A 25,206-nucleotide genomic window follows, 5' to 3' on the forward strand; every position below is an offset into this window, starting at 1 on the left:
AGCGTCGTCTTGCCGTGGTCAACGTGACCAATCGTGCCCACGTTCACGTGGGGCTTGGTGCGCTCGAACTTACCCTTAGCCATGGCTGCTTTGTCTCGAAATCTGGTGGGGTGATGACTGCGTGCCGCGTCGGATCCGCACTGGAAGCGGAACCGCGGAGGATGGTGCTCACGAAAGGAATCGAACCTTCGACCTCCTCCTTACCAAGGAGGTGCTCTACCGACTGAGCTACGTGAGCAACGATGTGGAACTGGGGGACCGCCTGGAACGTTCAATGGAGCGGGAGAAGGGAATCGAACCCTCGTAATCAGTTTGGAAAACTGAGGTTCTACCATTGAACTACTCCCGCACCGGGACCCGCATACCGCATTACAACCTGTCGCACTGCACTTGTTTCCACCGACTCGAAAGATGGTGGAGGGAGGTGGATTCGAACCACCGAAGGCGTAAGCCAGCAGATTTACAGTCTGCCCCCGTTGGCCGCTTGGGTATCCCTCCGGCGCTTTCATGTTGCCGGTGAAAACAGCCCGCGATTTTGGGGCCAGTTCCCGGTTCTGTCAACGCTGGAAGGCGTTGGATTTCACCGGACCCGTCGCTTGGCCAATGACCTGTGCAGACGGGCGCGCATCTTAACCGCCTCTGCGCCGCGGCGCCATCGCTGCGTGCATGATTCGATCCGGCTGCGTGTGTTCTTTTCGCAGGAAAGGCGCCCGCAGGCGCCTCTCGCACGACAGATTCAGGCGCTCCCGGTTCAGACGTTGAAGCGGAAATGCATCACGTCGCCGTCCTTGACGATGTAGTCCTTGCCTTCCAGGCGCCACTTGCCTGCTTCCTTGGCGGCGGATTCGCCGTTGTAGCGGATGAAATCGTCGTAACCAACCACTTCCGCGCGGATGAAGCCCTTCTCGAAATCGGTGTGGATGACCGCGGCCGCCTGCGGCGCGGTCGCGCCAATCTTCACCGTCCACGCGCGCACTTCCTTGACGCCCGCGGTGAAGTAGGTCTGCAGCGTCAGCAGGCCGTAGGCCGCGCGAATCACACGATTCAAGCCCGGCTCGTCTAGGCCCAGATCGGTCAGGAACGCGTCGCGATCGGCGTCGTCGAGCTGCGACAGCTCTTCCTCGATCGCGGCCGACACCGGCACAACTTCCGCGCCCTCGCCCACCGCGCGTGCACGCACGGCGTCGAGGTGCGGATTGTTCTCGAATCCGTCCTCGAGCACGTTGGCGATGTACAGCACCGGCTTGGCGGTCAACAGGAACAGGTCGCGGATCGCCGCGTTGTCATCTTCGGAGAGCTTCAGCGCGCGCACCGGCTGACCGTCGGCCAGCCCCTTGTGCACCCGGCCCAGCACTTCAGCGCGGACCTTCGCATCCTTGTCGCCGGTCTTGGCCGAACGCTCGGCGCGCTGCAGCGCGCGCTCGACGGAATCCAGGTCGGCCAGCGCGAGCTCGGTATCGATGGTCTCGATATCGGCGATCGGGTCGACCTTGTTGTTGACGTGGATGACGTCCGGGTTCTCGAAGCAGCGCACCACGTGCGTGATCGCATCGACCTCGCGGATGTGCGACAGGAACTTGTTGCCCAGGCCCTCACCGCTGGCCGCGCCGGCGACGAGGCCGGCGATGTCGACGAACTCGACCGCCGTCGGCAGCACCTTCTGCGGTTTGACGATCGCCGCCAGCGCATTGAGGCGCAGATCCGGCACCGGCACGATGCCGACGTTCGGCTCGATGGTGCAGAACGGGAAATTGGCCGCGGCAATACCCGCCTTGGTCAGCGCATTGAAGAGGGTCGACTTGCCGACGTTCGGCAGGCCGACGATGCCGCATTTGATGCCCATTGCTGTGTCCGTGATCCGTGATTCGGGATTCGTGATTGATGATTCGCACGCAGATCGCGCCTTCGAATCACCAATCACCAATCGCCAATTACGGCTTCACCGTGTGCAGCCTCGTCATCGCATCCATGAAATTGCCGTCCATCGCCAGCGGCAGCACGTCGATCGACGCATCGATCGCGCGTCCGATCAGGATGTCGTCATCGGCGTTTGCGCGGCCCAGCACCCACGGCGTGACCTTGTCCTTGCTGCCCGGATGCCCGATGCCGATGCGCAGCCGGTGGAAGCGGCCGTGGCCGAGCAATTGCATCGTGTCGCGCAGTCCGTTCTGCCCCCCATGTCCGCCGTCGAACTTGAGTCGCGCGGTGCCGGGTGGCAGATCCAGTTCGTCATGCGCCAGCAGCGCCTGTTCGGGTTCGAATTTCCAGAACCGCAGCGCGGCGGTGACCGACTTGCCGCTGAGATTCATGAAGGTGGCCGGCTTCAGCAGCCAGACCGGCTGACCGGCGATGTCGATCTTCGCGGTCTCGCCGAACAGCTTGCTGTCGAGCCGTAACGACGCGCCCGCCTTGGCGGCGAGTTCGTCGACAAAACGGAACCCGGCGTTGTGCCGGGTCCGTGCATATTCGGGACCGGGATTGCCCAGCCCGACGATCAGTCGCAGTCCTGCCATCGATACGGCAACGCAAGCGCGCCCGAAGGCGCGCCCGCGCGACGATTACTCGTCGTCCTTCGCGGCCTTGGTGGCCGGGACATCGGCCGACGCTTCGTCGGTCTCGTCTTCCGGCTCGGCTTCCACGCGGCCGTGCTTGGCGACGACGACGGCGACGTCGTGGTCCGCGCCCAGCGCCAGCTCGGGGATCTCGACGCCCTTCGGCAGCTTGACCTGCGAGAGGTGGACGATATCGCCGACGACCATTGCACCAAGATCGATCTCGATGAATTCCGGCAGGTCACCCGGCAGGCAGGTCACGGAGACTTCGTTGAGTTCATGCGTGATCACGACGTCGGCAGCCTTGCCGGCCGGCGAGGTGTCCTCGTTGATGAAGTGCAGCGGCACGGCGGTACGGATGGTCTCGTTCGCGTTCACGCGCTGGAAATCCAGGTGCATGATCTGCTGCTTGTACGGATGGCGCTGCATGTCACGCAGCAGTACCTTCTGGACGTCGCCGTTGAGGCTCAGGTCGAGGATCGAGGCGTAGAACCACTCGTGCTGGCTGGCAAGCCAGACATCGTTGTGGCTCAGCTCGATGCTGACGGGCTTGAGGTCGCCGCCGTAGACGACGGCAGGCACATTGCCGGCAAGACGGAGGCGGCGGCTCGCACCCTTCCCCTCGTCTTCGCGGCGCAGCACCTTGATTTCATGCGTGGTAGCCATTTTCGGTATTCACTTTTCAGGATTGAAACCGCTTCGCAGCGGTGAAGCGTCTCGTCCGCGACCAGGCGAGACGTTGCAACAGGTCAGTCGACGTAGAGCGAACTGACCGATTCTCCGAACGCGATCCGGCGGATCGTCTCGGCCAGCAGCTCGGCGACACTGAGCTGGCGGATGCGCGTGCAATTACGCGCGGCCTCCGACAACGGGATGGTGTCGGTAACCACCATCTCGTCGAGCTGCGATTTGTTGAGGTTGTCGATCGCCGAGCCCGACAGCACTGCGTGCGTGCAGTAGGCGACGACCTTGGTGGCGCCCTGCGCCTTGAGCGCTGCAGCCGCGGCGCACAGCGTGCCGGCGGTGTCGACGATGTCGTCGACCAGCACACAGGTCTTGCCACTCACGTCGCCGATGATGTTCATCACAGTGGAGACGTTGGCGCGCGGACGGCGCTTGTCGATGATCGCCAGATCCGCGTCGTCGAGACGCTTGGCGATCGCGCGGGCGCGCACCACGCCACCGACGTCGGGCGAGACCACCACCATGTTGTCGGTGCCATGCGCGCGCCAGATATCGGCCAGCAGCAGCGGCGAGGCGTAGACGTTGTCGACCGGGATATCGAAAAAGCCCTGGATCTGGTCGGCGTGCAGATCGATCGTCAGCACGCGGTCGGCGCCGGCGGCGCTGACCATCTTCGCCACGACCTTGGCGGTGATCGGCACGCGTGCCGAACGCATGCGACGATCCTGGCGCGAGTAGCCGAAGTACGGAATGACCGCGGTCACGCTGGATACCGAGGCGCGCTTGAGCGCGTCGATCAGCACCAGCAGCTCCATCAGGTTCTCGGCCGACGGCGCGTTGGTCGGCTGGATCACGAACACGTCCTGGCGACGGACGTTTTCCTCAATCTCGACCTGGACCTCACCGTCGGAGAACGTCGACACCATCGCCTTGCCCTGGCGCACGCCGAGCTCGCGGCAGACGGCCTTGGCCAGCGCCCGGTTCGAGTTGCCCGAGAAGATCAGGAGATTGCGTTCTTCTTTCATGTCTGCGGTTCCGCGTCGCTCTGACCGAGCGGATGGAGGAGTGGCCGTGCCGGCACTTGGGAACAGACACGGGTATCAGGGGCGGCAGGATTCGAACCTGCGAATGCCGGGATCAAAACCCGGTGCCTTAACCACTTGGCGACGCCCCTTCAGAAATCCGGAATCAGGAATTCGGGATTGGAGATTCGGACATGCCGTCGAATCCCCAATCCCTAATCCCGAACCCCGGCCTCCAATGCATCCAGCAACGGCGAACGCGCCGCGCCGCCGACCACACGGGTCGACACCCGTGCCGCGACCTGCGCCTGCGCAGCCTCGGCGGACTCGCGCGTGGCGAATTCGACGAAGCAGCCGCTGCCCGTTCCGGTCAAGCGTGGCGGTCCGACCGCTGCGAGCACCTCGAACACCGCATCGACGGCGGGTTCGCGGGACCGCAGCACCGGCTCGAACGCGTTGCCGAGCGATGCACCTGAAACGAAGTCGGCCATTGTCGCGGGTGCAGCATTTCGCGTCAATTCAGGGGCCTGGAACAGACCCGCCGTGTTCACATGCACGCCGGGGTCAGCAAGCAGATACCACGCCTGCGGCAGGTCGATCGGCATCAACGACTCGCCCACCCCTTCCGCCCAGGCGTTGCGGCCGCGGACGAAGACCGGCACATCCGCACCCAGGGCCAGACCCAACGCAGCCAGACGATCTTCGCCGAGCGCGAGCTCCCACAGGTGGTCGAGGGCGCGCAGAACGGTAGCCGCATCGGATGACCCACCGCCCAGCCCGGCGCCCGAAGAAATCCGCTTTTCGACGATAATGTCGACGCCTTTGGAGACGTTCGCCTCTTTTTTCAAGAGATTAGCCGCCCGAATCACCAGATCATCGGCCTCGGCGAGGCCCGGCACCGACTCGCCGATCCGCTGGATGTGCCCGTCGGTACGCGGCCGCAGGCGGATCGTGTCGCCCCAGTCGAGCATCCGGAATACGGTCTGCAGCGCGTGGTAGCCATCCTCACGACGACCGGTGATCCGCAGAAACAGGTTCAACTTGGCCGGCGCCGGCCAAGCCGACCAGCCACCGGCGTTCTGCGCAGCGCTCATGGCGTCGAAGGCGCGTCCGTGCCGTCGCCGGGCGACCAGGTGTCGACGACGAGCCGCACGCGCGCATCGCCGCGCTGGGCGTTGACGCGGGTCGGCAGCGCCGGCGCCGCGCCCGCTGCCGGCTCAGGCTGCCATTCAAGGTAATCAATGGTCCAGCCATCCTGCTGCACGCGCGCCAGTCGACCCCCGGCATCGAACGCCACGTCGGCCGGACCGGATACCGCGACATCGGCGCGTGCGCCCGCGGCCCAGGCCGCCATCGCCGCGACGGGAATCTCGAATCCGGTGGCCTCGCGCAGCAACAGGCCGACATCGGCGCCTTCGCGCGGACCGCCGTCGAGGCCGTCGATGCGTGCGCCCTGCGGGCCGCCCTGCAACTGCCAGCTCTGCCGGGTCACCGGCGCGCTCAAAGTCACCCGGTAATCTCCGCCCGTCTGCAGCCATTCGATGCGACCGCTGCCGCCATCGCGTCCGTTGGACATCGCCACGCGTCCGTTGAACGCAAGCTGCGGCAGCGCGCGCACGGCGGCCTCGCGTGCGGCGAGCCGTGCTTGCGCATCGGCGAGCGCGGCGGGCGCAAGATCGACGGTCTGAAGCGGCGGCCGCACCGGCACGCTGGTACAGGCGGCCAGCCCCAATGCCGCGATCGCGGCACACACGATCCGGATACTCATGCGCCGGTCTTCTCCAGCGCGCGGATCAGCGAGCGGTTCTCCGGATCGATACCGCGGGCTTCTTCGAAATACTTGCGGGCTTCGTCCTGGCGACCGAGCGTCCACAGCACTTCGCCGATGTGCGCGGCAACCTCCGCGTCCTTCATCATCGAAAACGCACGGCGCAGTTCGACCAGCGCATCCTCGTTGCGGCCCAGGCGATAGAGCACCCAGCCGTAGCTGTCGATGATCGCGGCATTGTCGGGCTCGGCCACGCGCGCCCGGTCGATGAGCTCCAGCGCTTCTGTGTAGCGCGTGGTGCGATCGGCCAGTGTGTAACCGAGCGCATTGAGCGCGGCGATGTTCTCGGGATCGGCCACCAGCACGCGACGCAGGTCGGCTTCGGCGCGCGGGATGTCGTCGCGACGCTCCCACATCAGCGCACGCGAATAGAGCATCGCGGGATCGTCCGGCATCGCGGACAGGCTGCGGTTGTAGACGTCGAGCTCGCCCTGGGGATCGCCCTTCTGCCGCAGCTCGGCCTCGAGCAGGTAGGCGTTGCGGCGCATGTCCTCGTCGGCGGCACCGTCGGACTGCAGCGCCAGGAGCCGCGCCCACGCCTCGTCCTGGCGACCGAGCTCATGCAGCACGCGCGCCCCGCGCAAGCGCGCCTGCGCGCGCTCGGGGCCGCCAGGCACAGTCTGATACCACTCCAGCGCTTCTTCGTACTGCTCCAGATATTCGGCCATCTGGCCCAGCAAGAGCCGCTGCGCAGGATTCGGCGTCAACGCAACCGACTTGACCTCTTCGTAGAGCGCGGCGAGCGCCGCCTTGTTTTCCGCGCGCGCCATCAGCGAGGCCCGTAATACATAGGTACGGCCGTCCTGCGGGCCCATCGCCAGCGTGCGCTCGGCATCGGCCAGATCGCCCAGGGCCTCGTATTCGCCGGCGATCCCCATCCGCAGATCGGGGCCGATCAAGGCCGCATCGCCGAGCGCGAGCAGCGCCTGGCGCGCCTCGTCGGGCCGACCGGACTCGCGCAACTGGCTCGCGCGCAGCAGCGCGACCCGCGGTTCGCCGGGGAAGCGCGCCACAATGTTTTCGAGAATGCGCTCGGTCAGATCGGTCCGGTCCAGACGCTGGGCGAGACCACCGAACGCCATCCAGGCCTGCAACGTATCCGGAATCGCGCCGCTGTCGACGAGCTGGCCGAGCAGGCGCGCAGCCTGGGCCTGATCGCGGGCACCGCCGCCGAGTACGGTGAATGCATGCCGCCAGCCGGCGGGATCATCGCTGCGCAGCATCGCTTCCAGCTGGCGACGGGCCACGCGGTCGCGGCCTGCGCGCAGCGACAACGTGGCCTCGGCGGCACGCATCGGCAGCGAATCAGGCGAATGGCGTCGCCACAGGTCCAGCGCCTGCGCGGCGCGGCGGTCATCGCCCGCCAGCAGGGCGATGCGCGTGGCGCGCTCGGCCAGCCCGGGATCGCCGTCGGACTGGCGGGCCGCATCGAGATACCAGTTGGCGGCCTCGTCGAGGCGACCGGCCTGCACCGCGAACTCGCCGGCCAGTGTCGCGCCGAGCAGATCCTGGTGCAGCGTATCGTTGCGGTCGAGATCGCCGCGCTGTGCATGGGCCGCGCAGGCCAGTCCGAGCAGGGGTACCAGCAGGGCTGCGCACAGCCGCGAGGTCCGGGGCGGAGAGAAAACGGGCATCTGGGGCAACCGGGCCGTAAAATGGGCGCCTTCGTCCGCAGCTTATCGCAAGCGCCTGAACGGAATCGCGTCTCCGACAGGCCCGCCCGCCCATGAGTCTTTTCGCACTCGGCATCAACCACCAGACCGCGCCGGTCGCCCTGCGCGAACGGGTGGCGTTTGCCGGCGATGCGCTCGACGCGGCGCTGGCGCAGCTGCGTGCGTTGCCGGCGGTCCGCGAGGTCGCGTTGCTGTCGACCTGCAATCGCACGGAGCTGTACGCCGTGTGCGACGACGACGGCAGCGCGCTGGCGCATTGGCTGGCGACGCATCCGGGCGACGACGCGTCCTTGGCCGGCGGCTCGCTGCAGGCCTACCTGTACCAGCATCGCGACGCCGAGGCGGCCCGGCATCTGTTCCGCGTCGCCACCGGTCTCGATTCGCTGGTGCTGGGTGAGCCGCAGATCCTCGGACAGGTGAAGCAAGCCTGGGCCAGCGCACGCGCCGCCGGCACGCTCGGCAGCGATCTCGATCGCGTTTTCCAGCATGCGTTCGTCACCGCCAAGCGCGCGCGCAGCGAGACCCGCATCGGCAACAGCCCGGTGTCGGTGGCCTCGCTCGCGGTGCGGCTGGCGCAGGAATCGTTCGCACGCCCGGCCGATTCGGCCGTGCTGCTGATCGGCGCCGGCGAGACGATCGAACTGGCCGCGCGCCATCTCGCGCAGGCCAACGTCAAGCGCCTGCTGATCGCCAACCGGACCTACGCGCACGCGCAGGAACTGGCCGCGCGCCACGGCGGCATCGCGCTGCCGCTCGACGAGCTCGACCGGCATCTGTTCCTGGCCGACATCGTGCTGTCGGCCACCGCCAGCCGCACGCCGATCATCGGCCGCGCGCAGGTCGCTGCCGCGCTGACCGCGCGCAAACACCGGCCGATGCTGCTGATGGACCTGGCGGTGCCGCGCGACATCGCGCCGGACGTGGCCGAGCTGCGCGATGTCTTCCTCTACACCGTCGACGATCTCGAACGCACGCTCGACGACAACCGCCGCGGGCGCCGCGAGGCCGCCGCCGATGCCGATGCGATCATTGATCTGCAGGTCACCCGCTTCGGCGAGTCGAACGCGGCGCGCGGACGCCTGGCGCCGGTCAGGCGCCTGCGCGCGCATGGCGAGGCGGTGCGAGGCGAAGCGCTCGCCCGCGCCCGCCAGCAGCTCGCCGCCGGGCAGTCGCCCGACGCGGTGCTGGAACTGCTGGCCCACACCCTGACCAACCGACTGCTGCATCTGCCGACCACTGCGCTGCGCGACGCCGCGCTGCGCGGCGACGACACTCTCGCCGACAGCCTCGATGCATTGCTGCCGCCCGAACCCGAGTCCCGGACACCCGATGCTGCCGACCCTGCGCCGTAAGCTCGAAGCGCTGGCCGAACGCCGCGAAGAAATCGAACGCCTGCTGTCCGACCCTGCAACCGTCTCAGACCAGTCGCGATTTCGTGCGCTATCCCGTGAGTTCGCCCAGCTCGAACCGCTGTCGAGCGCGCTGGCCGACGAGCGCCGCGCGCTCGATGACCGCGAGGCTGCGCGCACGCTGCTCGACGATACCGACATGCGCGAGATGGCGCAGGAGGAGATCGCCGCCGCCGACGCGCGCCTGGAAGCGCTGGAGGCCGATCTGCTGGCATTGCTGGTGCCACACGATGCGCGCGACGACGGCGGCTTCTATCTCGAGATCCGCGCCGGCACCGGCGGCGACGAGGCGGCGATCTTCGCCGGCGACCTGTTCCGCATGTACCAGCGCTACGCCGAACGGCAGGGCTGGCGCGTCGAAGTGGAATCGGCGAGCACCGGCGAGCATGGCGGCTTCCGCGAGATCATCGCCGCCGTCGACGGCAGCGGCGCCTATGCGCGGCTCAAGTTCGAGTCCGGGACGCACCGCGTCCAGCGAGTGCCGGAAACCGAATCGCAGGGCCGCATCCACACCTCGGCCGCGACCGTGGCGATCATTCCGATCGAGGACGCGGGCGAACCGATCGAGCTCAATCCGGCCGACCTCAAGGTCGACACCTTCCGCTCGTCCGGCGCCGGCGGCCAGCACGTCAACAAGACCGATTCGGCGATCCGCATCACCCACGTGCCAAGCGGCGTCGTCGTCGAATCGCAGACCGAGCGCAGCCAGCACGCCAACCGCGACAAGGCGATGAAGCGCCTGCGCGCGATGCTGGCCGATGCCGAAGCCGAACGCCGCGCCGCCGCGACCGCCGAGGTGCGCAAGCTGCAAGTCGGCAGCGGCGACCGCAGCCAGCGCATCCGCACCTACAACTATCCGCAGGGCCGCATCACCGATCACCGCATCGAGGGGCTTACCTTGTACGACCTGCCGAACGTGCTCGAAGGCAATCTAGACGGCCTGATCGCGCGGCTGTCGCAGGAACACCAGGCCGACGAACTTGCGCGCATGACCGCGCAGTGAGTCGTAACGCGGCCTGAAGTGCGCGGTGTCGATCCACGCAGCGACCGCGCATCCCGATGCGGCCGTCCACACCGGTGGGGTACCCTCGCCGCATGAGCAGCCAGACCGATTTCATCCCCCTGAAGATCTGCGTGCTGACGGTCTCCGACAGCCGCACCCTCGACACCGACAGCTCCGGCGACTACCTCGTCGAGTCCTTGACCAGCGCAGGCCACGGGATCGCCGAACGCGCCCTGCTGCCCGACGACCGCTACGCGATGCGTGCGCTGGTGTCGAAGTGGATTGCCGATCCCATCGTCGACGGCATCCTCGTCACCGGCGGCACCGGCTTCACCGGACGCGATTCCACGCCCGAAGCGCTGCTGCCGTTGCTGGACAAGGAAATGCCGGGCTTCGGTGAACTGTTCCGCGCGGTGTCGGTCGAGGAGATCGGCACGTCCTCGCTGCAGTCGCGCGCCTTCGCCGGCCTCGCCAATGCGACCTTCGTGTTCGCCCTGCCCGGCTCGACGTCGGCCTGCCGCACGGCGTGGGAGAAGATCGTCCGCCACCAGCTCGACGCGCGCACGAAGCCCTGCAATCTGGCGACGATCCGTCCACGCCTGAAAGAAGCCTGATGGCCCTGGACCAGACGCTGCGGCTGCTCGCCAAGGCCCGCGGGGTGACCGCCGCGGACATCGCCGCGGCGATTCCACGCGTCGGCGCGGCCACCGTGTCGGCCTGGATGCGCGGCGAGAAAACCCCCGGCAGCGCGCAACTCGATGCTTTGGCGCGTGCGTTCGGCGTTCCGGCGGGTGCATTACTGGCAACGCTTGCCGCCACGCTCGATCCGGCACGCACCAAGGGCGAGCACGACCTGCTCGCCGCCTACCGCGCTCTCAACACGCGTCAACAGGGTGCACTGCTGGAAGTCGCACGCACGATGGCGCAGGCACCGCCACGCAAATCGCGCGACTGAGATCCACACCCCCGCCACGGAGCCCGCGATGAAGCCAATGAAGCGCAAGGCCTACGAGGCCGCTCTCGAACACATGCAGATCGAACTGGCCGCCGTCGCGCGCTGGCTGCAGCACAGCGGTCGACGGCTCGTGGTGCTGTTCGAAGGTCGCGACACTGCCGGCAAGGGCGGCGCCATCGAAGCGATCGCCGAGCATCTCAATCCGCGCCAGTGCCGCGTGGTCGCCTTGCCGAAGCCCAGCGACCGCGAGGCCGGCCAGTGGTATTTCCAGCGCTACGTGGCGCACCTGCCGTCGGCGGGCGAGATCACCCTGCTCGACCGCAGCTGGTACAACCGCGCCGGCGTCGAGTCGGTGATGGGCTATGCGACACCCGCGCAGGTCGAGACGTTTCTCACCCAGACGCCGGCGTTCGAACAGCAACTGGTCGGTGACGGCATCCTGCTGTTCAAATACTGGCTGGGCTGCGACCAGGCGCAACAGGAAGACCGTTTCGCCGAGCGCCTGCACGATCCGCTCAAGCGCTGGAAGCTCTCCCCTGTCGATGTCGCCGCGCGCACGCGCTACGACGACTACACCCGCGCCCGCGACATCATGCTGCGCGAAACGCACACCGCGCATGCGCCCTGGACGCTGGTCGATTTCAACGACCAGCGCCGCGGTCGCCTGACCCTGATCCGCGACCTGCTCGACCGGTTGCCCGACAGCCACGTCGATGCGCCTTCGCTGCGTTTCCCCAAACTCAAGCGCACGCCGCGGCCCGAGCGCTACGACGTGCTGGCGCCGCTGGCGCCGTACGCGGACTGAAGCCGTTTCAGGCTTCGATGGCCGGACCACCCGCACCAGCGATCAGCGTTTCCAGCCGCTCTGCGGTGACCGGACCGAGAATCTTCTCCACCACCTGCCCGTCCGGTCCGATCAGATACGTCATCGGCAGGCCGGGCGGTGTGTCGAAATCGGCGGGCGGATCGAAGGTGTCGAGAATCGCGATCGGATACACCACGGGGTGCTTGAGCAGGAACGCGCGCATGTCGTCCGCTTCGATCTCCTCGTAGGCGAGGCCGATCACCTGCACGTGCTCGCGCATCGCATCGAGCGCCGACAGTTCCGGCATTTCCTTCAGGCAAGGCGCACACCAGGTCGCCCAGAAGTTCACGACCACCCACTGCCCGCGATGTTCGGCGAGATCGAAGCGGCTGCCGTCGAGGGTCTCGACCTGCAACGCGGGCCGTTCTTTCGACGCGGCCGGCGCGGCGGGTGCATCTGTCGGTGTCTGCACGGTGGACGGCGCCGCGGCGTCTGGCGCGGCGCCGTCCACCGGCGCCTGGCCGTCGGGCTTGCAGGCGGCGAGCAACAGGGCGAATGCGATGCAGGAGGCGAGGCGGTTCATGCGGAAATCTCCGGAGATTCGTAGAGGCTGCTGACCCGCCGTTTGAGCAGGTCGCGCAGCGGAATGCGCAGTTCGTCGAGCGCGGCGGACGCGGCCACGCCCAAGGCGTCGTCGCGGCACGGCAGATGGGCTTCCGCGACCGGGATGCGCAGGTCGCAGGCTTCGTAAAGTTCGCCGACAGTGAGCCCGTCGAGATCGCGTGCGAGGATCCATTCGCCGGATTCGGCGCGGCGCAGCAGCGCGATCTCTTCCAGTTGCGCGAGCATCTGCTGCACCAGTGCATCGGTCAGCATCGGCTCCAGCGCCTGGATGTCGTCACTGTGCAGCCCTCGCCCCTGCGCGCGTGCGGCCGAGAAGCGCCCCAGCATGCGCAGTACGCCGTAGAGTTCGAAACCCGCCGGCAGGCGCATGTGGGCCGGCTGATAGCGGAACGCCGAGATCGATGCGGCGAACGAGGCGCCGAGCAGAATCGCCACCCAGCTCAGATACACCCACAGCAGGAAGATCGGCAGGAAGGCGATCTGGCCGTAGATTTTTTCATAGGCATCGAAACTGCCCAGATACAGGCCGATCGCCCACTTCACGGCTTCCGACAGCATCACTGCCAGTGTCGCCCCGGCCAGTGCATGACGCCACTGCACGGTGCGGTGCGGCACTACGCGAAAGATCGTCGTGAACGCGGCAAGCTCGATCAGCATCGGCGCCGCCCACAGCATCAGCCCGCGCAGCAGGCGTCCCGAATCGGTACTGAAGATCTCCAGCGCGAAGAAGCGCGCCGATACTGCCAGGCTCGCCGTCGCGACCAGCGCGCCTAGGGTGAGCACGGTCCAGTACACGAGGAAGCGCCCGAACGTGGGCCGCGCCGACTTTACCCGCCAGATACGGTTGAACGTGGTCTCCACGCTGAGCAGCGTGACCAGCACCGAGATCACCAGCGCGATCACACCGATCGTCGTCAGCTGGCCGGTATTGGTCGACAGCTGCAGCAGCACCTGTTCGACCGCACGCGCCGAATCGGGCACGAAGTTGGAGAAGATGTAGTCGCTGAGCTGGTCGCGCCACTGCCCGAACGCCGGAAACACCGACAGCACGCCGAACACCACCATCGACAGCGGCACCAGCGCGAACACCGTGGTGAAGGCCAGCGCGCCGGCGGCTTCGAACAGACGGTCGTCGAGGAAGCGACGCCACAGGAAGCGCGCGAAGCTCAGCGCGCGCGCGCGGTCCGCCATCCGTTCGGTCCAGCGATTGAAAGTAGCGAGTGGCTCCATCGGCGAAGCGTAGCAAAGCGGTTTGCGTTGGGATGCATGGCTGATGGTGTTGCCGTCCATCCAAGGGACGTCATCCCGGCGAAAGTCGGGATCCAGCGCCTCACCCATAATGCTGGCGCTCAAGTAAAAGGCACTGGATTCCGGCCTTCGCCGGAACGACGGAACTTGATGCCGGTCACCCCAGCGATTACCCACGCGCCACCTACTGCGCGAGAATGCGAAACGCATAACGTTCTCGAATTCCTGTCGACGCAGCGACGACGCGGCTTCGGAATCCATGCACCCCCTTTCGCAAACAGGCGTCTCCATGCCCGACATCCTCGTCCTCTACTACAGTCGCAACGGTTCGGTCGCCCGCCTCGCACGGCAGATCGCGCGCGGGATCGGTGAGGTCGATGGCATGCAGGCGCGATTGCGCACGGTGCCGCCGGTGGCAGCGGTGACGCAGCAAGCGGCGCCGCCGGTGCCCGAGGACGGCGCGCCGTACGTGGAGCGCGCGGACCTCGCCGAATGCGTCGGCCTGCTGCTCGGCAGCCCGACGCGATTCGGCAACATGGCCGCGCCTTTGAAGCATTTCCTCGACGGGCTGAGCGCCGAATGGGCCAGCGGCACGCTGGTCGGCAAACCGGCCGGTGTGTTCACCTCGACCGCTACGCAGCACGGCGGCCAGGAAGCGACGCTGCTGACGATGCTGGTGCCGCTGCTGCACCACGGTTGCGTGGTCGCCGGCATTCCGTATACCGAGCCCGCACTCACGACCACGCGCGGCGGGGGCACGCCGTATGGCGCCAGCCATGTCGCCGGGCAGCAGGACGATCCGCAGCCGACCGAAGACGAGGCCGTGCTCGCGCGTGCGCTCGGCCGGCGCATCGCCACGCTCGCCGCGAAGCTTGGCGCATGAGCGCGATGCGGCCGCCCGCCACGCGCGTACTGGCGACGTCGCTGGTACTGATCGCGGCGCTCTATGCCGCCTGGTATCGCGAGGATGCGCATTTCGGCGCGGCGCTGCTGGTGTTCGTGCTGCCACCACTGGTGTTGCTCGCCGGTGTACTGCTGCGCCGACCGAGCGCACCGCTGTGGTCGGGCATCGCTGCGCTGTTCTGGTTCTCGCATGGCGTGATGTATGCCTGGTCGCATCCCGAGCTGGGCCTGTGGCCGTGGGCCGGGATCGCGCTGTCGCTGGCGGTGGTGTTCTCGGCCAGCCTGCCCGGCATGCGCGCGCGTTTCTCCAAGGGGCACCCACCCAAGGGCTGAACGCGCTGGCGGCGGACACCGCGTGCGCCGGTATCATGGGCGGCCCGATTCGCTGCCCTGCAGGACCGCATCACGATGGACGAACTGCTGATCGTCACCACCGGTGGCACGATCGACAAGATCTACTTCGACGACAAGTCGGACTTCCAGGTCGGCGATCCGCAGATCGGGCGCATGCTCGAGGAACTCGGCGTCGCGTTCCGTTACCGGGTGATTCCAATCATCCGCAAGGACTCGCTGCACATCACCGACGACGACCGCGAGCTGATCCGCGCGACGATCGCTGCGCAGCCGGCCAAGCACGTGCTGCTGACCCACGGCACCGATTCGATGGTCGAAACCGCGAAGGTGCTCGCGTCGATCGCCGACAAGACGATCATCCTCACCGGCGCGCTGAGCCCGGCGCGGTTCCGTGGCTCGGATGCGGAGTTCAACATCGGCACTGCCGTCGGCGCCGTGCAGTCCAAGCCGCCGGGCGTCTACGTGGCCATGAACGGCCGCATCTGGGATCCGCTGAAAGTCCGCAAGAACGTCGAAGCCAACCGTTTCGAACCGCTGGGCTGAGGCTCAGTCGACAGTCGGCCCGCGCATCCGCATCTCCGGTCCGGGCCCGATCGTCATTCGGCCGTCGGGCTCAGCGTACTGGACGTCGGGCTGGGCATTGAGCGCGTCGAGCAGGCGCTGCGACTGTGCGGCATCGAGCGCGGGATCGATCGATACCACATCCGCGCCGACCGCGAGCCGGCGCAACCAGGTCACGTTGCCGGGCATGCCCTTGGCATCGACCAGACCAGCGTCGCGCGCGCTTTCTGAAATGCGTCCGGCCACAAGCGCCGGATCCTGTTCCGGCGCACTGCCGGGCGTGTAGCGGACGATGAAACGCTGCTGCATGGCACTGACCTCGCTGGACGGGGTGGCGGGCGGATCGCCGCCCATCGCGCACCCCGACAACAACAGGGCCGAACCCAAAAACGCGGCGCCGAAGCGCCGCGCGATGTCATGGTGAACTCGGTGCAAGACGGTCTCCGCGGAGCACGCGCTCGCGTGCGACGCCGCGATCATGCCTCCACCCCGGGCGTGCCCGGGGTGAACGCCGATGCCATTACCAGGTCGCGACCAGCGATGCGCCGCTGAATGTCGCGTAGGCGTTGACCAGTACGTGATACGTGCCCGCCGCCGGGTTGCTGATGGTGCAGGTCTCGTTGTTGCCAGTCGCCCACGACCGGCAATCGTAGGTCGCCGTGGTCGGCTGCGAGCCGGCGCGAACATAGAGGTCCGCATCGCCGGTTCCGCCGCTCAGCGCGACCGTCAGGGTGCTGGTGCCCGCCGGGACCTGGATGGTCCAGAACTGCTGGCTGGCCGTTGCGCCTGCCAAGCCGGTCACCGGCACGCCGTTCTGCAGACCGCCATCGCCGCCACCGTCGCTCGGCGGGTTGTGACGCGCCTGCACGCTGACGTTGGCGAACGCGGTGACGCCGACCACCTTCACGTAGTAGGTGCCGGCCTCGACGTTGGCGATGCGCACGACCTCGTTGTTGCCAGGACGCTGCGAGATGAAGTCGTAGGCATCGGCCTGCGGCTCTTCATCCTGGCTGACGTACAGCGTGACGTTGCCGCTGCCGCCCGAGGTGGTGATCGACAGCGGACCGCTGACGCCTTCCGGCACGGTGATGCTGTAGAGCAGCGCGTCGCCCGCCGCACCCGACAGGCCCGACACCGGCGTGCGGTTGGTCAGCTCGGTCGCATCGGGCGTGAGGTCGCCCACTTCCACCTGCTGGGTGCGGGTGCGGGTGTTGCCCGCGTCGTCGGTGACGGTCAACGCGACCGAGTACACGCCGGCTGCGTCGTAGGTCTTGACCGGATTGGCTTCGGTCGAGGTGGTGCCGTCGCCGAACGCCCAAGCGTGCGAGACGATTTCACCGTCGTCGCTCGAGGTATCGGTGAAGGTCACGGTCAGGGTGTCGTTGTCGACGGTGAAGTCGAAGCCGGCCACCGGCACGCCCGGGGTACCGCCGCCGTCGGCGCCGATCGTGTCGACGAACTCCTCGCCCGTGCCCGCGGCATCGAGCCAGTCGCTCAAACGCGTCGCCGCCGTGCCGCCGCCGGTCCACGAAGTGAACAGTCGGCCGTACCAGTCGACGTGATCCGCGCCCGTGGTCGTGCACGAAGCGTAGCCACCGTGCAACTGGCCGATCACGCGGCCTTCGGGACTGTAGATCGGCGAACCCGAGGAACCGCCTTCCGTGGTGCCGCGCTGGTTCCACTGCACCCACAGATGGCTGTTGCCGCTGTTGCCGAGGTAGCCCTCGACGCGCAAAGGATTGTCGGAGTGGGTGATGCGCTTCTCGGCGACGCGCGGATGGTGGATACCGGTCGCGCCCGCCGGGGCGAGATCGCGACGGTCCCAGCCCGACCAGCTCAGGTTGTAGGCCGGGTCGGCAGCGTCATCGAACTCGAGCAGGGTGAAGTCGGACGCGGCATAAGTCGCGCGGACCACGGCGCCGGTCTGGTTCTGGGCGAGGCTGCCGTCGCCGTTGGCGCCACTCTCGGCGCTGCCCGGGGTGCGGCAGGTCGAGTTCTGGTAGTTCCAGTAGACGACGATGCTGGCGGCCGCGTCGGCGGTGCCCATCTGGCAGTGGTTGGCGGTCAGGAAGAACATCTTCTGATCGCCGGCGGTGTTGTTGACCAGCGAGCCGCTGCAGTACTCGACACCGAACCGCGTGTACGCACCGACCGACGGAATCTCGTCGCGGAACTCGTCGCCATCCGGGCACACCACGTCGACGTTGCAGCTGCCTGACACACCCTTGGTCTGCGCCAGTGCGCCTTCGCGGGCGAGGCGGCCGAAGCCGAGGTAGTCGTGGTTGACGCTGCTCAGACGCAGCTTGAGTTCGCCGACGCGCGCCTTCGGCACGACGACTTCGATGACCGCGTTGTCGCCCGGCACCAGCGGCGTCCACAGGTTGCCGGTCGCCTTGTGGTCGGCAGCGGTGAACGCGCGAATCGCTTCGGGATTGGCGTTCTTGTCCAGGCCTTCGGGATAGATCAGCAGGCGCGCGCCTTCGGGCAGGTGGAATTCCGAGAAGCCGAAGTTCAGTGACAGCGCATCCTTCGATTCCACGCGCAGGCGCCAGACCAGATCGCCGCTGGCGATCTCGTCCCAGTCGCCGGCATTGTTCGGCGTCAGGTTGACGGCGTGCGGCGTCGCGAAGCGGATCGGGCGCTGTCCCATGGCGCGGTCCTGACGCGCATCTTCGGCGCGCAGACGCGCAGCGTCGACCGCTGGCATGCGCTTGAGTTCGATCGTCTGTTCGGCCGGCAGCCGGTTGTCGAACGCGGCCGGTCGCGCGTCGCGCGTCGCCGCCGCGGCAGCACCGACCGACAGCGTGCCGGCGGTGATGCATGCGATAAGAGTCTTCATCCTGTTCTCTACCCCTCAGTGGTGACAGATAAAAACGGAGCACACCGCGTGCGGCATGCTCCGCCGGCGGCGGACATCACGATCACGATGTCCGCTGCCTGCCCTTCCTCCCCCGGAACTCCCCGAACCCGCCTTTAGTTGTGGCTGGCGCGCAGCGTGACCCCGGAGAACGATGTGTAGCCGCGGATCAGCACGTGGTACGTGCCCGCCTGCGGCGTTGCGAACGCGCAGCTTTCGCTGTTCCCGGTGCGATACGGCCGACAGTCGAACGTCGACGTGGTCGGCGCGCTGCCACGGCGCACATACAGATCGGCATCACCGCTGCCGCCCGAAATCGCGATGACCAGGTTGCGTGCACCCGACGGCACGGTGAACGTCCACGTCTGCGCGCTGTTGGTCGCGCCCGACACGCCGGTGACCGGCACGCCGTTCTGAAGACCACCCGTGCCGGGGTCCGGATCCGGCACGGTGCCGCCGCTCGCGGCTGCAACCGCGGCAGCGGCATCGACAATGCCGGCGCCGATCGGCTGCGACGGCGTCGACGGGAACGCACGCGCGGTGCTGGTCAGCAGGGTCTTGATCTGCGCCGGTGTCTTGGCCGGATTCGACACCGACTGGATCAGCGCGACCACACCGGCGACGTGCGGCGCCGCCATCGAGGTGCCGTCATAGGACGCGTAGCTCTCGCTGCCCGGCGTGGTCTGCCCGCTGTTGAGCGTGGAGACGATGCCCGAACCCGGGGCCGAAATCGTGATGCCGTTGCCGTAGTTGGAGAAGCTCGAACGCGCGCCGGTGCTGGTGTTGGAGGCGACCGAGATCACGTTGCTGCAGTTGGCCGGCGAGAAGCCCGAGACGTTGGCGTTGCTGTTGCCCGCGGCGATGACCAGCGTGGTGCCACGGCCGACCGCGCCGTTGATCGCACTCTGCATCGCATTACCACAGGTGCCGGCGCCGCCCAGGCTGAGGTTGATGACCTCGGCGGGATTGGCGTTCGCAGGCACCCCGCTGACGCTGCCGCCCGACGCCCAGATCACCGCATCGGCGATGTCGGAGTCGTAGCCGCCGCCGCGACCGAGCACACGCACCGGCACGACCTTCGACTCGGGCGCGGTACCCGCGACGCCGACACCGTTGTTGGTGACCGCCGCGACCGTGCCAGCCACGTGCGTCCCGTGCCAGCTCGACGCGCGGCCGTTGTAGAAATCGCCCGGATCGCTGGCGTCTGCGTCGCGACCGCCGCCATCGCCCGACACCGCAGTGTCGATGATGAAGTCGTAGCCCGGCAGGATGTTCGCGTTGAGATCGCTGTGATTGGTGATGCCGGTGTCGAGCACGGCAACCACGGCGCCCGCGCCCTTGGTGACGTCCCAGGCCTGCGTGGCACGAATGCCGCCGGAACCGGTGCCGAAGCCGTACTGCTGGCTGAAGCGCGGATCGTTCGGGGTCCAGAACACCTGGTTGAGCTTGTCCACCTCGACGAATTCGACATTCGGATCGGCAGCAATCTGCCGCATCAGCGATTCGGCATCCGCGCGGTCGAGCTTGCGGCTGGTGCGCACGACATCGGCACCCAACGTCATCCGCCGGACGTGCTCGAGGCGCAGCTGCTTGCCGCCGCCGCTGACGACGATCCGGCTGGCGGATGCGCGCAATGCGGTGTCGATCGTGGCCGGATCGGTCTGGACGGTCGAGCCGTCGCGGTATTTGACGATGAAGCGGTCGTGGGTCTCGTTCGACTGCAGCCCACCGAGATTGAGCCGATCCGTGGCGTTGAGCGACAAGGGCGCCAGGGCCGCAAGCGCGAGAGAGGTGGCAGCGACGAGCAGACGACGGCGCGGCGCGCGAGACATACGATTCGACATCCGAAAACCCCTAGACCATGGGTGAGCCGCGCTTGGGCGGCAGATCGGGAGTCGTCGCTGCCGCCTGAATTTCCGGCAACGCCAACTCCGCAACGAATGCGGACGTGACAAAACTGACCGCAAACTGACGCTACGCGACAGCGCATCTCCTTCGCAACGCAAGAAACCGTTAAATTTTCATTAATAATGGCGAAAACCGTCACATATTGACAATGTGGGTCAAGATTCTGGGACCGAACGCACGCTGAATAGAGCGGGTCTGCAATGGACCTCGTGGACGTGCTGCGTCATCGGAATTTCGGTGACACCGGATGACAGCGCACGCGCCGGTGCACCCGCGAACACAGCGGTTCGCAGGGGCGTAATGTCGGATTGTTTTAGGCAACCGCCCGCAGTCAGGGCGGCGATGCGAGACCACGGGAAACGCGGCGGAAAGCCGCGAAACGCGTCAGAGCATGCCGGTCTCGAGGCGCGCGGCTTCCGACATCATCGAGCGGTTCCACGGCGGGTCGAACACGAGTTCCACATCGGCCTCGACCACCGTGGGAATCAGTTCCAGCTTGCTGCGCACGTCGTCGACGAGGATGTCGCCCATGCCACAGCCCGGCGCGGTCAGCGTCATCTTGACCTCGAGCCGGCGCTGGCCATCGTCGGTTGGCTGCACCTCGGCTTCGTAGATCAGCCCCAGATCAACGACGTTGATCGGGATTTCAGGATCGAAGCAGGTCCGCAGCTGGTTCCAGACCATGCGCTCCACGGCGGCGTCGTCGGCGCCATCGGGCAGTTCCAGCGGCACCGGCGGCTCCTTGCCGATCGCGTCGGCATCGCGGCCGGAGATCCGGAACAGATTGCCTTCCACAAACAGCGTGTAGCTGCCACCCAGTGCCTGGGTGATGTAGCCGGCGCTGCCCGCGGGCAGGGTCACGTGTTCGCCGGCCGGCACGAGGACGGCGGCGCAATCGCGCTCGAAACGGACGGGTTCGCTGCTGCGGGAGTACATAGGACCATCAGATGGTGACCAGGGGCGGCCACGACAAGGTCTGTCATTGTATCGCCGCGCGCCGGTATGCTGATCGGCCGTTTCCGCGATGCAGCCTTCCATGCCGCCAAGGCACCACCCCGCGGGCGCCCGGCGCTGGCCGATGGCGACCGCCCTGCTGCTGCTCGGCAGTTTCGGCATCGCTGCCGCCTGGATCCTCCTGGCCGACGCGCGTGGCACCCAGACGAGCTGGATGGCGGTCATCGCCGCGTTCGATGCGGCCTGGTTGCTGCGCCTCGCCCGTGCCCGCCCCGGCGTGTTTCGCGCGCTCGCCGGCACCGTGGCCACCGTGCTGGCGATCGTGATCGCGAACTTCGGCATCGTCGCGTCGCAGCTCGCCCGTCCGATGGGCATGCTGCCGTGGGAATCGTTGCTCAAACTCGGCCCGCACCATGCTTACACGCTGGCGACACTCGCCAATTCCACGGTCGATCTGGCCTGGCTCGGTGCCGCGCTCGTGATCGCGGCGGTGGCGTCGCGCTGAAGCGCGCCGCGGCTCAGTGGCCGCCGTCGAGTGCCTTGAGTTCCGCGACCAGCGCGCCCGCAGCTTCGGCGCCATCGCCATAGAGCATGCGGGTGTTGTCGGCGTAGAACAGCGCATTCTCGATGCCGGCGAAGCCGGTGCCCTTGCCGCGCTTGATCACCACGACGCTCTTCGCCAGCACCACGTCGAGGATTGGCATGCCGTAGATCGGGCTCTGCGGGTCGGTCTTGGCGACCGGGTTGACCACATCGTTGGCGCCGATCACCAGCACCACGTCGGTGTTCGGGAATTCCGGATTGACGTCGTCCATGTCGACGATCAGGTCGTAGGGCACGCCGGCCTCGGCCAGCAGCACGTTCATGTGCCCGGGCATGCGCCCGGCGACGGGATGGATCGCGAAGCGCACCTTGACCCCGCGCTCGATCAGCCGCTGGCTCAGCTCCCAGATCTTGTGCTGCGCCTGGGCCACGGCCATGCCGTAGCCGGGCACGATCACCACGCGCTCCGCATACGCCATCTGCGCGGCAACGTCGGCGGCCTCGATCGGTTTCTGGCTGCCTTCGATCGCCGCCGCGGTGCCGCCGGCGCTGAAGCTGGAAAACAGCACGCTGGCGATCGAGCGGTTCATCGCCTTGGCCATCAACCGCGTCAACAGCATGCCGGCCGCGCCGACCATGGTGCCGGCGATGATCAGCGCCTCGTTGCCCAGCACGTAGCCTTCGAACGCGACCGCGAGACCCGTCAGCGCGTTGTAGAGCGAGATCACCACCGGCATGTCGGCGCCGCCGATCGGCAGCGTCATCAGCACGCCCAGCGCGAGCGCCAGCACGAAGAACACCACGACCGCCGGAACGCCCAGCGCGTGCACGATCAGCCCGCCGGCGATCAGTGCGCCGACGAACACCGCCAGATTGAAGAGCTGCTGGCCCGGGAACACGTAGCGCTTGTCCATGCGCCCGTCGAGCTTGGCCCAGGCGATGACCGAGCCCGACAGCGCGATCGCGCCGATCAGTGCGCCCAGCACCGCCAGCACCAGCGACAACCTGGCCGGTGCGCCGCCCGCCGCCGACCAGCGCAGCAGTTCGACCGCACCGATCGCCGCCGCCGAACCCCCGCCCAGGCCGTTGTACAGCGCGACCATCTGCGGCATGTCGGTGATCGCGACCTTCTTGCCCGACACCCACGCGAGCCCGGTGCCGAGCGCGATCGCCACCAGCATCAGGCCGATGTTCGCGAGCCCCGGCACGAAGAACGTCGCCACCGTCGCCAGCACCATGCCGACACCGGCCCACTGGATGCCCGAGCGCGCGGTGCGCGGCGAGGCCATGCGCTGCAGGCCCAGCAGGAACAGCGTGGCGGCGATGAAATAGCTGGCAGCGACGAGCCACTGCAGGCCGCTCATGCGATGCGCCTTGCGTGCGAACCCGCCCGCACTTCAAAGGCCATCACTGCGGCTTCCCCGCACGACCGGACGGCTTGAACATCTCCAGCATCCGCTCCGTCACCACATAACCGCCGGCGGCATTGCCGGCCCCCATCAACACCGCGATGAAGCCGATGACCTTCTCCAGCGTGGTATCGGCGTGGCCGAGCACCAGCATCGCGCCGATCAGCACGATGCCGTGGATGAAGTTCGAACCCGACATCAGCGGGGTGTGCAGGATCACCGGCACCCGCGAGATGATCACGTGGCCGGCGATCGCCGCCAGCATGAAGATGTACAGCGCCACGACACCATCGATCATTGCGATTCCCCGGGCGAGTCGTTCGCATCATAACCGCGGTTGAACGGCGCGCCAGCCGCGCGACAACTGCCACGTCAACCGCCACGCCGGGCGCGCGTTGACCTGTGCACACCCCGCCACTGGCGACGACCCGACAATGGATGGCAGCCACTTCCGCGAGCCGCATGCGCACATCGCGCACGGTAGTCTTGGCGACGTGACCGACTCTCCTGTCGCGGCCGACGCCGCCCGACCCGTGCAGCAGCCGACGACGCTGGAAGGCTTTCTCGCCAGTGTTGAACGCCGCGCTTTCCGCTTCGCCGAACTCGGCCTGCGCCACCGCGAGGACGCACTGGACGCGGTCCAGGACGCGATGATCAAGATGCTCGGCTATCGCGAACGACCGCCGTCGGAATGGACGCCGCTCTTTTGGACCGTGCTGCGCAGCCGGATCATCGACGTGCAGCGTCGGCGCACGTTTCGGCTGAGCTGGCTCAGCGATGCACGCGCGCCGGACGGCGAGGAAATCGACTGGGCCGATGCCGGCCCGGACCCGGCCCGCAACCACGACGGGCGCGAGGCCTGGGGGCGGTTGGCCGAGGCGTTGCGACAGCTGCCGCGGCGCCAGCGCGAAGCGTTCTCGCTGCGCGTGCTCGAAGAGTTCGATGTCGAAACCACGGCCCGCATCATGGGATGCGGCGAGGGCTCAGTGAAAACCCATCTGTTCCGCGCCCGCGAGGCGCTGCAGAAGCACCTGGAGGAATTCCGATGAACCGGTCGCACGACCCGCAGGACGATGCCGCGCTGCGCGCGCTCTACGCCCAAGCGCAGGACACGATCACCCCTGCGACCACGACGCGCCTGCATCGCGCACGCCATGCCGCGTCGCAGGCAACTGCGCCCGCGCGTCGAGGCTGGGGCATGCCGCTGGCGACTGGATTCGCCGCGCTGTGCGCGCTTGCCATCGGCGCACGCATGCTGATGCCGGCCGCGAATGCGCCCACGCCCACGCCCGTGCTCACGGCGGCCGAATCGGCCGCGCACATCGACGAAGGCGTCGACGAAGCACTGGCCGGCTACGACGAATCACCCGACTTCTATCGCTGGCTCGCCGCCAACGAGTCCACCCTGCTGGCTGCGGAATGACCATGTCACTGACCCGAACCGTTCTCCTCGCCGCCGCACTGCCGTTGCTGCTGCTGTGCGGCAACGCCGCGCTCGCCCAGTCCACGCCGCCGCCGGCCTGGGACCAACTCACACCCACGCAGCGCGAACAGCTGATCGGCCCGGTACGCGAACGCTGGAACAACGCCACTGCCGAAGAGCGCGGCCGCATGCTCGAGCATGCGCAGCGTTGGCAGTCGATGACGCCGGCCGAGCGCGCCGAGGCACGCCACGGCATGCACAGCTGGAAGCACTTGCCGCCCGACCAGCGCGAAGAAGCGCGCGCGCTCTACAGCAAGCTGCGCGCGCTACCCGACGCCGAGCGCGAGGCGCTGCGCGAACGCTGGAAGCAGATGACACCCGAGCAGCGCCGCCGCTGGGCCGCGGAAAACCCCGCGCCGCCGCGTCGCGGCTCACGCGGCCCCTGATCGACACCTGTCGCGAATCCCGCGGCTGCCGTCACAGCACGACGT

At 67.5% G+C, this 25,206-nt stretch carries 28 protein-coding genes and 4 tRNA genes; 12 read left to right on the top strand and 20 right to left on the bottom strand.

Annotated features, from left to right (window positions below; translation table 11 throughout):
- The 12 genes from ACZ9YD_RS01480 to ACZ9YD_RS01535 all read right to left on the bottom strand — a co-directional run.
- On the bottom strand, positions 1–83 hold an 83-nt coding region (locus ACZ9YD_RS01480; protein WP_042615313.1), incomplete at its 3' end, for a GTP-binding protein.
- A gap of 79 nt (positions 84–162) precedes the next feature.
- Positions 163–238 (bottom strand) — tRNA-Thr (locus ACZ9YD_RS01485).
- Positions 239–275: 37 nt separating this feature from the next.
- Positions 276–349 (bottom strand) — tRNA-Gly (locus ACZ9YD_RS01490).
- A gap of 63 nt (positions 350–412) precedes the next feature.
- Positions 413–498 (bottom strand) — tRNA-Tyr (locus ACZ9YD_RS01495).
- A gap of 253 nt (positions 499–751) precedes the next feature.
- Entirely contained in the window at positions 752–1,843 is a 1,092-nt protein-coding gene (ychF, locus tag ACZ9YD_RS01500) for a redox-regulated ATPase YchF (RefSeq protein WP_465073375.1), read from the bottom strand.
- Between the two features lie 88 nt (positions 1,844–1,931).
- A complete protein-coding gene (gene pth, locus ACZ9YD_RS01505; RefSeq protein WP_465073376.1) occupies positions 1,932–2,513 on the bottom strand; it encodes an aminoacyl-tRNA hydrolase in 582 nt (193 codons plus the stop codon).
- A gap of 45 nt (positions 2,514–2,558) precedes the next feature.
- Positions 2,559–3,218, bottom strand: coding sequence for a 50S ribosomal protein L25/general stress protein Ctc (locus ACZ9YD_RS01510; RefSeq protein WP_465073377.1), 660 nt, complete (start codon positions 3,216–3,218; stop codon positions 2,559–2,561).
- A gap of 83 nt (positions 3,219–3,301) precedes the next feature.
- Positions 3,302–4,261, bottom strand: a complete 960-nt coding sequence (locus ACZ9YD_RS01515; RefSeq protein ID WP_465073378.1) for a ribose-phosphate diphosphokinase — start codon at positions 4,259–4,261, stop codon at positions 3,302–3,304.
- Positions 4,262–4,337: 76 nt separating this feature from the next.
- Positions 4,338–4,410, bottom strand: a tRNA-Gln gene (locus tag ACZ9YD_RS01520).
- A 63-nt stretch (positions 4,411–4,473) separates the two neighbouring features.
- A complete protein-coding gene (gene ispE, locus ACZ9YD_RS01525; protein WP_465073379.1) occupies positions 4,474–5,352 on the bottom strand; it encodes a 4-(cytidine 5'-diphospho)-2-C-methyl-D-erythritol kinase in 879 nt (292 codons plus the stop codon).
- The gene (lolB, locus tag ACZ9YD_RS01530; protein WP_465073380.1) at positions 5,349–6,026 is read right to left on the bottom strand and encodes a lipoprotein insertase outer membrane protein LolB; all 678 of its coding nucleotides are present in this window, start codon (positions 6,024–6,026) and stop codon (positions 5,349–5,351) included. The genes ispE and lolB overlap by 4 nt, the downstream gene beginning before the upstream one ends.
- Positions 6,023–7,720 (bottom strand): tetratricopeptide repeat protein, encoded by a 1,698-nt coding sequence (locus ACZ9YD_RS01535; RefSeq protein WP_465073381.1) that lies wholly within the window; start codon positions 7,718–7,720, stop codon positions 6,023–6,025. Before ACZ9YD_RS01535 ends, lolB begins: the two co-directional genes overlap by 4 nt.
- A 92-nt stretch (positions 7,721–7,812) precedes the next feature.
- On the opposite strand from ACZ9YD_RS01535, the gene hemA reads away from it, so the two are divergent.
- The 5 genes from hemA (at position 7,813) to ppk2 (ending at position 11,931) form a co-directional block, all read left to right on the top strand.
- Positions 7,813–9,111, top strand: a complete 1,299-nt coding sequence (hemA, locus tag ACZ9YD_RS01540) for a glutamyl-tRNA reductase (RefSeq protein WP_465073382.1) — start codon at positions 7,813–7,815, stop codon at positions 9,109–9,111.
- The gene (gene prfA / locus ACZ9YD_RS01545; protein ID WP_465073383.1) at positions 9,089–10,171 is read left to right on the top strand and encodes a peptide chain release factor 1; all 1,083 of its coding nucleotides are present in this window, start codon (positions 9,089–9,091) and stop codon (positions 10,169–10,171) included. Before hemA ends, prfA begins: the two co-directional genes overlap by 23 nt.
- Before the next feature lie 92 nt (positions 10,172–10,263).
- Positions 10,264–10,785, top strand: a complete 522-nt coding sequence (gene moaB / locus ACZ9YD_RS01550) for a molybdenum cofactor biosynthesis protein B (protein ID WP_465073385.1) — start codon at positions 10,264–10,266, stop codon at positions 10,783–10,785.
- On the top strand, positions 10,785–11,126 hold the full coding sequence (locus ACZ9YD_RS01555) for a helix-turn-helix domain-containing protein (protein ID WP_465073386.1): 342 nt from the start codon (positions 10,785–10,787) through the stop codon (positions 11,124–11,126). The genes moaB and ACZ9YD_RS01555 overlap by 1 nt, the downstream gene beginning before the upstream one ends.
- Before the next feature lie 28 nt (positions 11,127–11,154).
- Complete coding sequence (ppk2, locus tag ACZ9YD_RS01560; RefSeq protein WP_465073387.1) at positions 11,155–11,931, top strand: polyphosphate kinase 2; 777 nt, start codon at positions 11,155–11,157, stop codon at positions 11,929–11,931.
- 7 nt (positions 11,932–11,938) lie between these two features.
- Here ppk2 and ACZ9YD_RS01565 read toward each other — a convergent pair whose 3' ends face one another.
- Together ACZ9YD_RS01565 and ACZ9YD_RS01570 are read right to left on the bottom strand one after the other, a co-directional pair.
- Positions 11,939–12,514, bottom strand: a complete 576-nt coding sequence (locus ACZ9YD_RS01565) for a TlpA family protein disulfide reductase (protein WP_465073388.1) — start codon at positions 12,512–12,514, stop codon at positions 11,939–11,941.
- A complete protein-coding gene (locus ACZ9YD_RS01570) occupies positions 12,511–13,785 on the bottom strand; it encodes a YihY family inner membrane protein (protein ID WP_465073389.1) in 1,275 nt (424 codons plus the stop codon). Before ACZ9YD_RS01570 ends, ACZ9YD_RS01565 begins: the two co-directional genes overlap by 4 nt.
- Before the next feature lie 307 nt (positions 13,786–14,092).
- Between ACZ9YD_RS01570 and wrbA the strand changes: the two genes are divergently transcribed.
- The 3 genes from wrbA to ACZ9YD_RS01585 all read left to right on the top strand — a co-directional run bounded on the left by wrbA (position 14,093) and on the right by ACZ9YD_RS01585 (position 15,603).
- Positions 14,093–14,686 carry an NAD(P)H:quinone oxidoreductase gene (gene wrbA / locus ACZ9YD_RS01575; RefSeq protein ID WP_465073390.1) on the top strand — a complete coding sequence of 198 codons (594 nt, stop codon included), beginning with the start codon at positions 14,093–14,095 and terminating at the stop codon, positions 14,684–14,686.
- A gap of 5 nt (positions 14,687–14,691) precedes the next feature.
- Complete coding sequence (locus tag ACZ9YD_RS01580; protein ID WP_465073505.1) at positions 14,692–15,039, top strand: DUF2069 domain-containing protein; 348 nt, start codon at positions 14,692–14,694, stop codon at positions 15,037–15,039.
- A gap of 75 nt (positions 15,040–15,114) precedes the next feature.
- Positions 15,115–15,603: an asparaginase domain-containing protein gene (locus tag ACZ9YD_RS01585; RefSeq protein ID WP_465073392.1), complete on the top strand. Its 489-nt coding sequence runs from the start codon at positions 15,115–15,117 to the stop codon at positions 15,601–15,603.
- Positions 15,604–15,606: 3 nt separating this feature from the next.
- Here the strand turns inward: ACZ9YD_RS01585 and ACZ9YD_RS01590 are convergent, their stop codons facing one another.
- From ACZ9YD_RS01590 to sufT, 4 genes are all read right to left on the bottom strand, one after another.
- Positions 15,607–16,101 (bottom strand): hypothetical protein, encoded by a 495-nt coding sequence (locus tag ACZ9YD_RS01590; RefSeq protein ID WP_465073393.1) that lies wholly within the window; start codon positions 16,099–16,101, stop codon positions 15,607–15,609.
- Between the two features lie 40 nt (positions 16,102–16,141).
- A complete protein-coding gene (locus ACZ9YD_RS01595) occupies positions 16,142–18,460 on the bottom strand; it encodes a pre-peptidase C-terminal domain-containing protein (RefSeq protein ID WP_465073394.1) in 2,319 nt (772 codons plus the stop codon).
- A gap of 134 nt (positions 18,461–18,594) precedes the next feature.
- Entirely contained in the window at positions 18,595–20,310 is a 1,716-nt protein-coding gene (locus ACZ9YD_RS01600; RefSeq protein ID WP_465073506.1) for a S8 family peptidase, read from the bottom strand.
- A gap of 460 nt (positions 20,311–20,770) precedes the next feature.
- Positions 20,771–21,322 (bottom strand): putative Fe-S cluster assembly protein SufT, encoded by a 552-nt coding sequence (gene sufT / locus ACZ9YD_RS01605; RefSeq protein ID WP_232134431.1) that lies wholly within the window; start codon positions 21,320–21,322, stop codon positions 20,771–20,773.
- 142 nt (positions 21,323–21,464) lie between these two features.
- Between sufT and ACZ9YD_RS01610 the strand changes: the two genes are divergently transcribed.
- Entirely contained in the window at positions 21,465–21,845 is a 381-nt protein-coding gene (locus ACZ9YD_RS01610; protein ID WP_465073395.1) for a hypothetical protein, read from the top strand.
- A 13-nt stretch (positions 21,846–21,858) separates the two neighbouring features.
- Here ACZ9YD_RS01610 and ACZ9YD_RS01615 read toward each other — a convergent pair whose 3' ends face one another.
- Complete coding sequence (locus ACZ9YD_RS01615) at positions 21,859–23,247, bottom strand: NAD(P)(+) transhydrogenase (Re/Si-specific) subunit beta (protein WP_465073396.1); 1,389 nt, start codon at positions 23,245–23,247, stop codon at positions 21,859–21,861.
- Positions 23,248–23,290: 43 nt separating this feature from the next.
- Positions 23,291–23,590, bottom strand: a complete 300-nt coding sequence (locus ACZ9YD_RS01620; protein ID WP_465073397.1) for an NAD(P) transhydrogenase subunit alpha part 2 — start codon at positions 23,588–23,590, stop codon at positions 23,291–23,293.
- Between the two features lie 136 nt (positions 23,591–23,726).
- Here ACZ9YD_RS01620 and ACZ9YD_RS01625 point away from each other — a divergent pair, with 136 nt between their 5' ends.
- The 3 genes from ACZ9YD_RS01625 to ACZ9YD_RS01635 are packed head-to-tail and all read left to right on the top strand — an operon-like array spanning position 23,727 to position 25,161.
- A complete protein-coding gene (locus ACZ9YD_RS01625) occupies positions 23,727–24,341 on the top strand; it encodes an RNA polymerase sigma factor (protein WP_465073398.1) in 615 nt (204 codons plus the stop codon).
- Positions 24,338–24,715 (top strand): hypothetical protein, encoded by a 378-nt coding sequence (locus tag ACZ9YD_RS01630; protein ID WP_465073399.1) that lies wholly within the window; start codon positions 24,338–24,340, stop codon positions 24,713–24,715. Before ACZ9YD_RS01625 ends, ACZ9YD_RS01630 begins: the two co-directional genes overlap by 4 nt.
- Positions 24,712–25,161 carry a DUF3106 domain-containing protein gene (locus tag ACZ9YD_RS01635; protein WP_465073400.1) on the top strand — a complete coding sequence of 150 codons (450 nt, stop codon included), beginning with the start codon at positions 24,712–24,714 and terminating at the stop codon, positions 25,159–25,161. The genes ACZ9YD_RS01630 and ACZ9YD_RS01635 overlap by 4 nt, the downstream gene beginning before the upstream one ends.
- Positions 25,162–25,206: the final 45 nt, after the last annotated feature.

It is taken from the genome of Luteimonas sp. AC640a, from assembly GCF_979256585.1.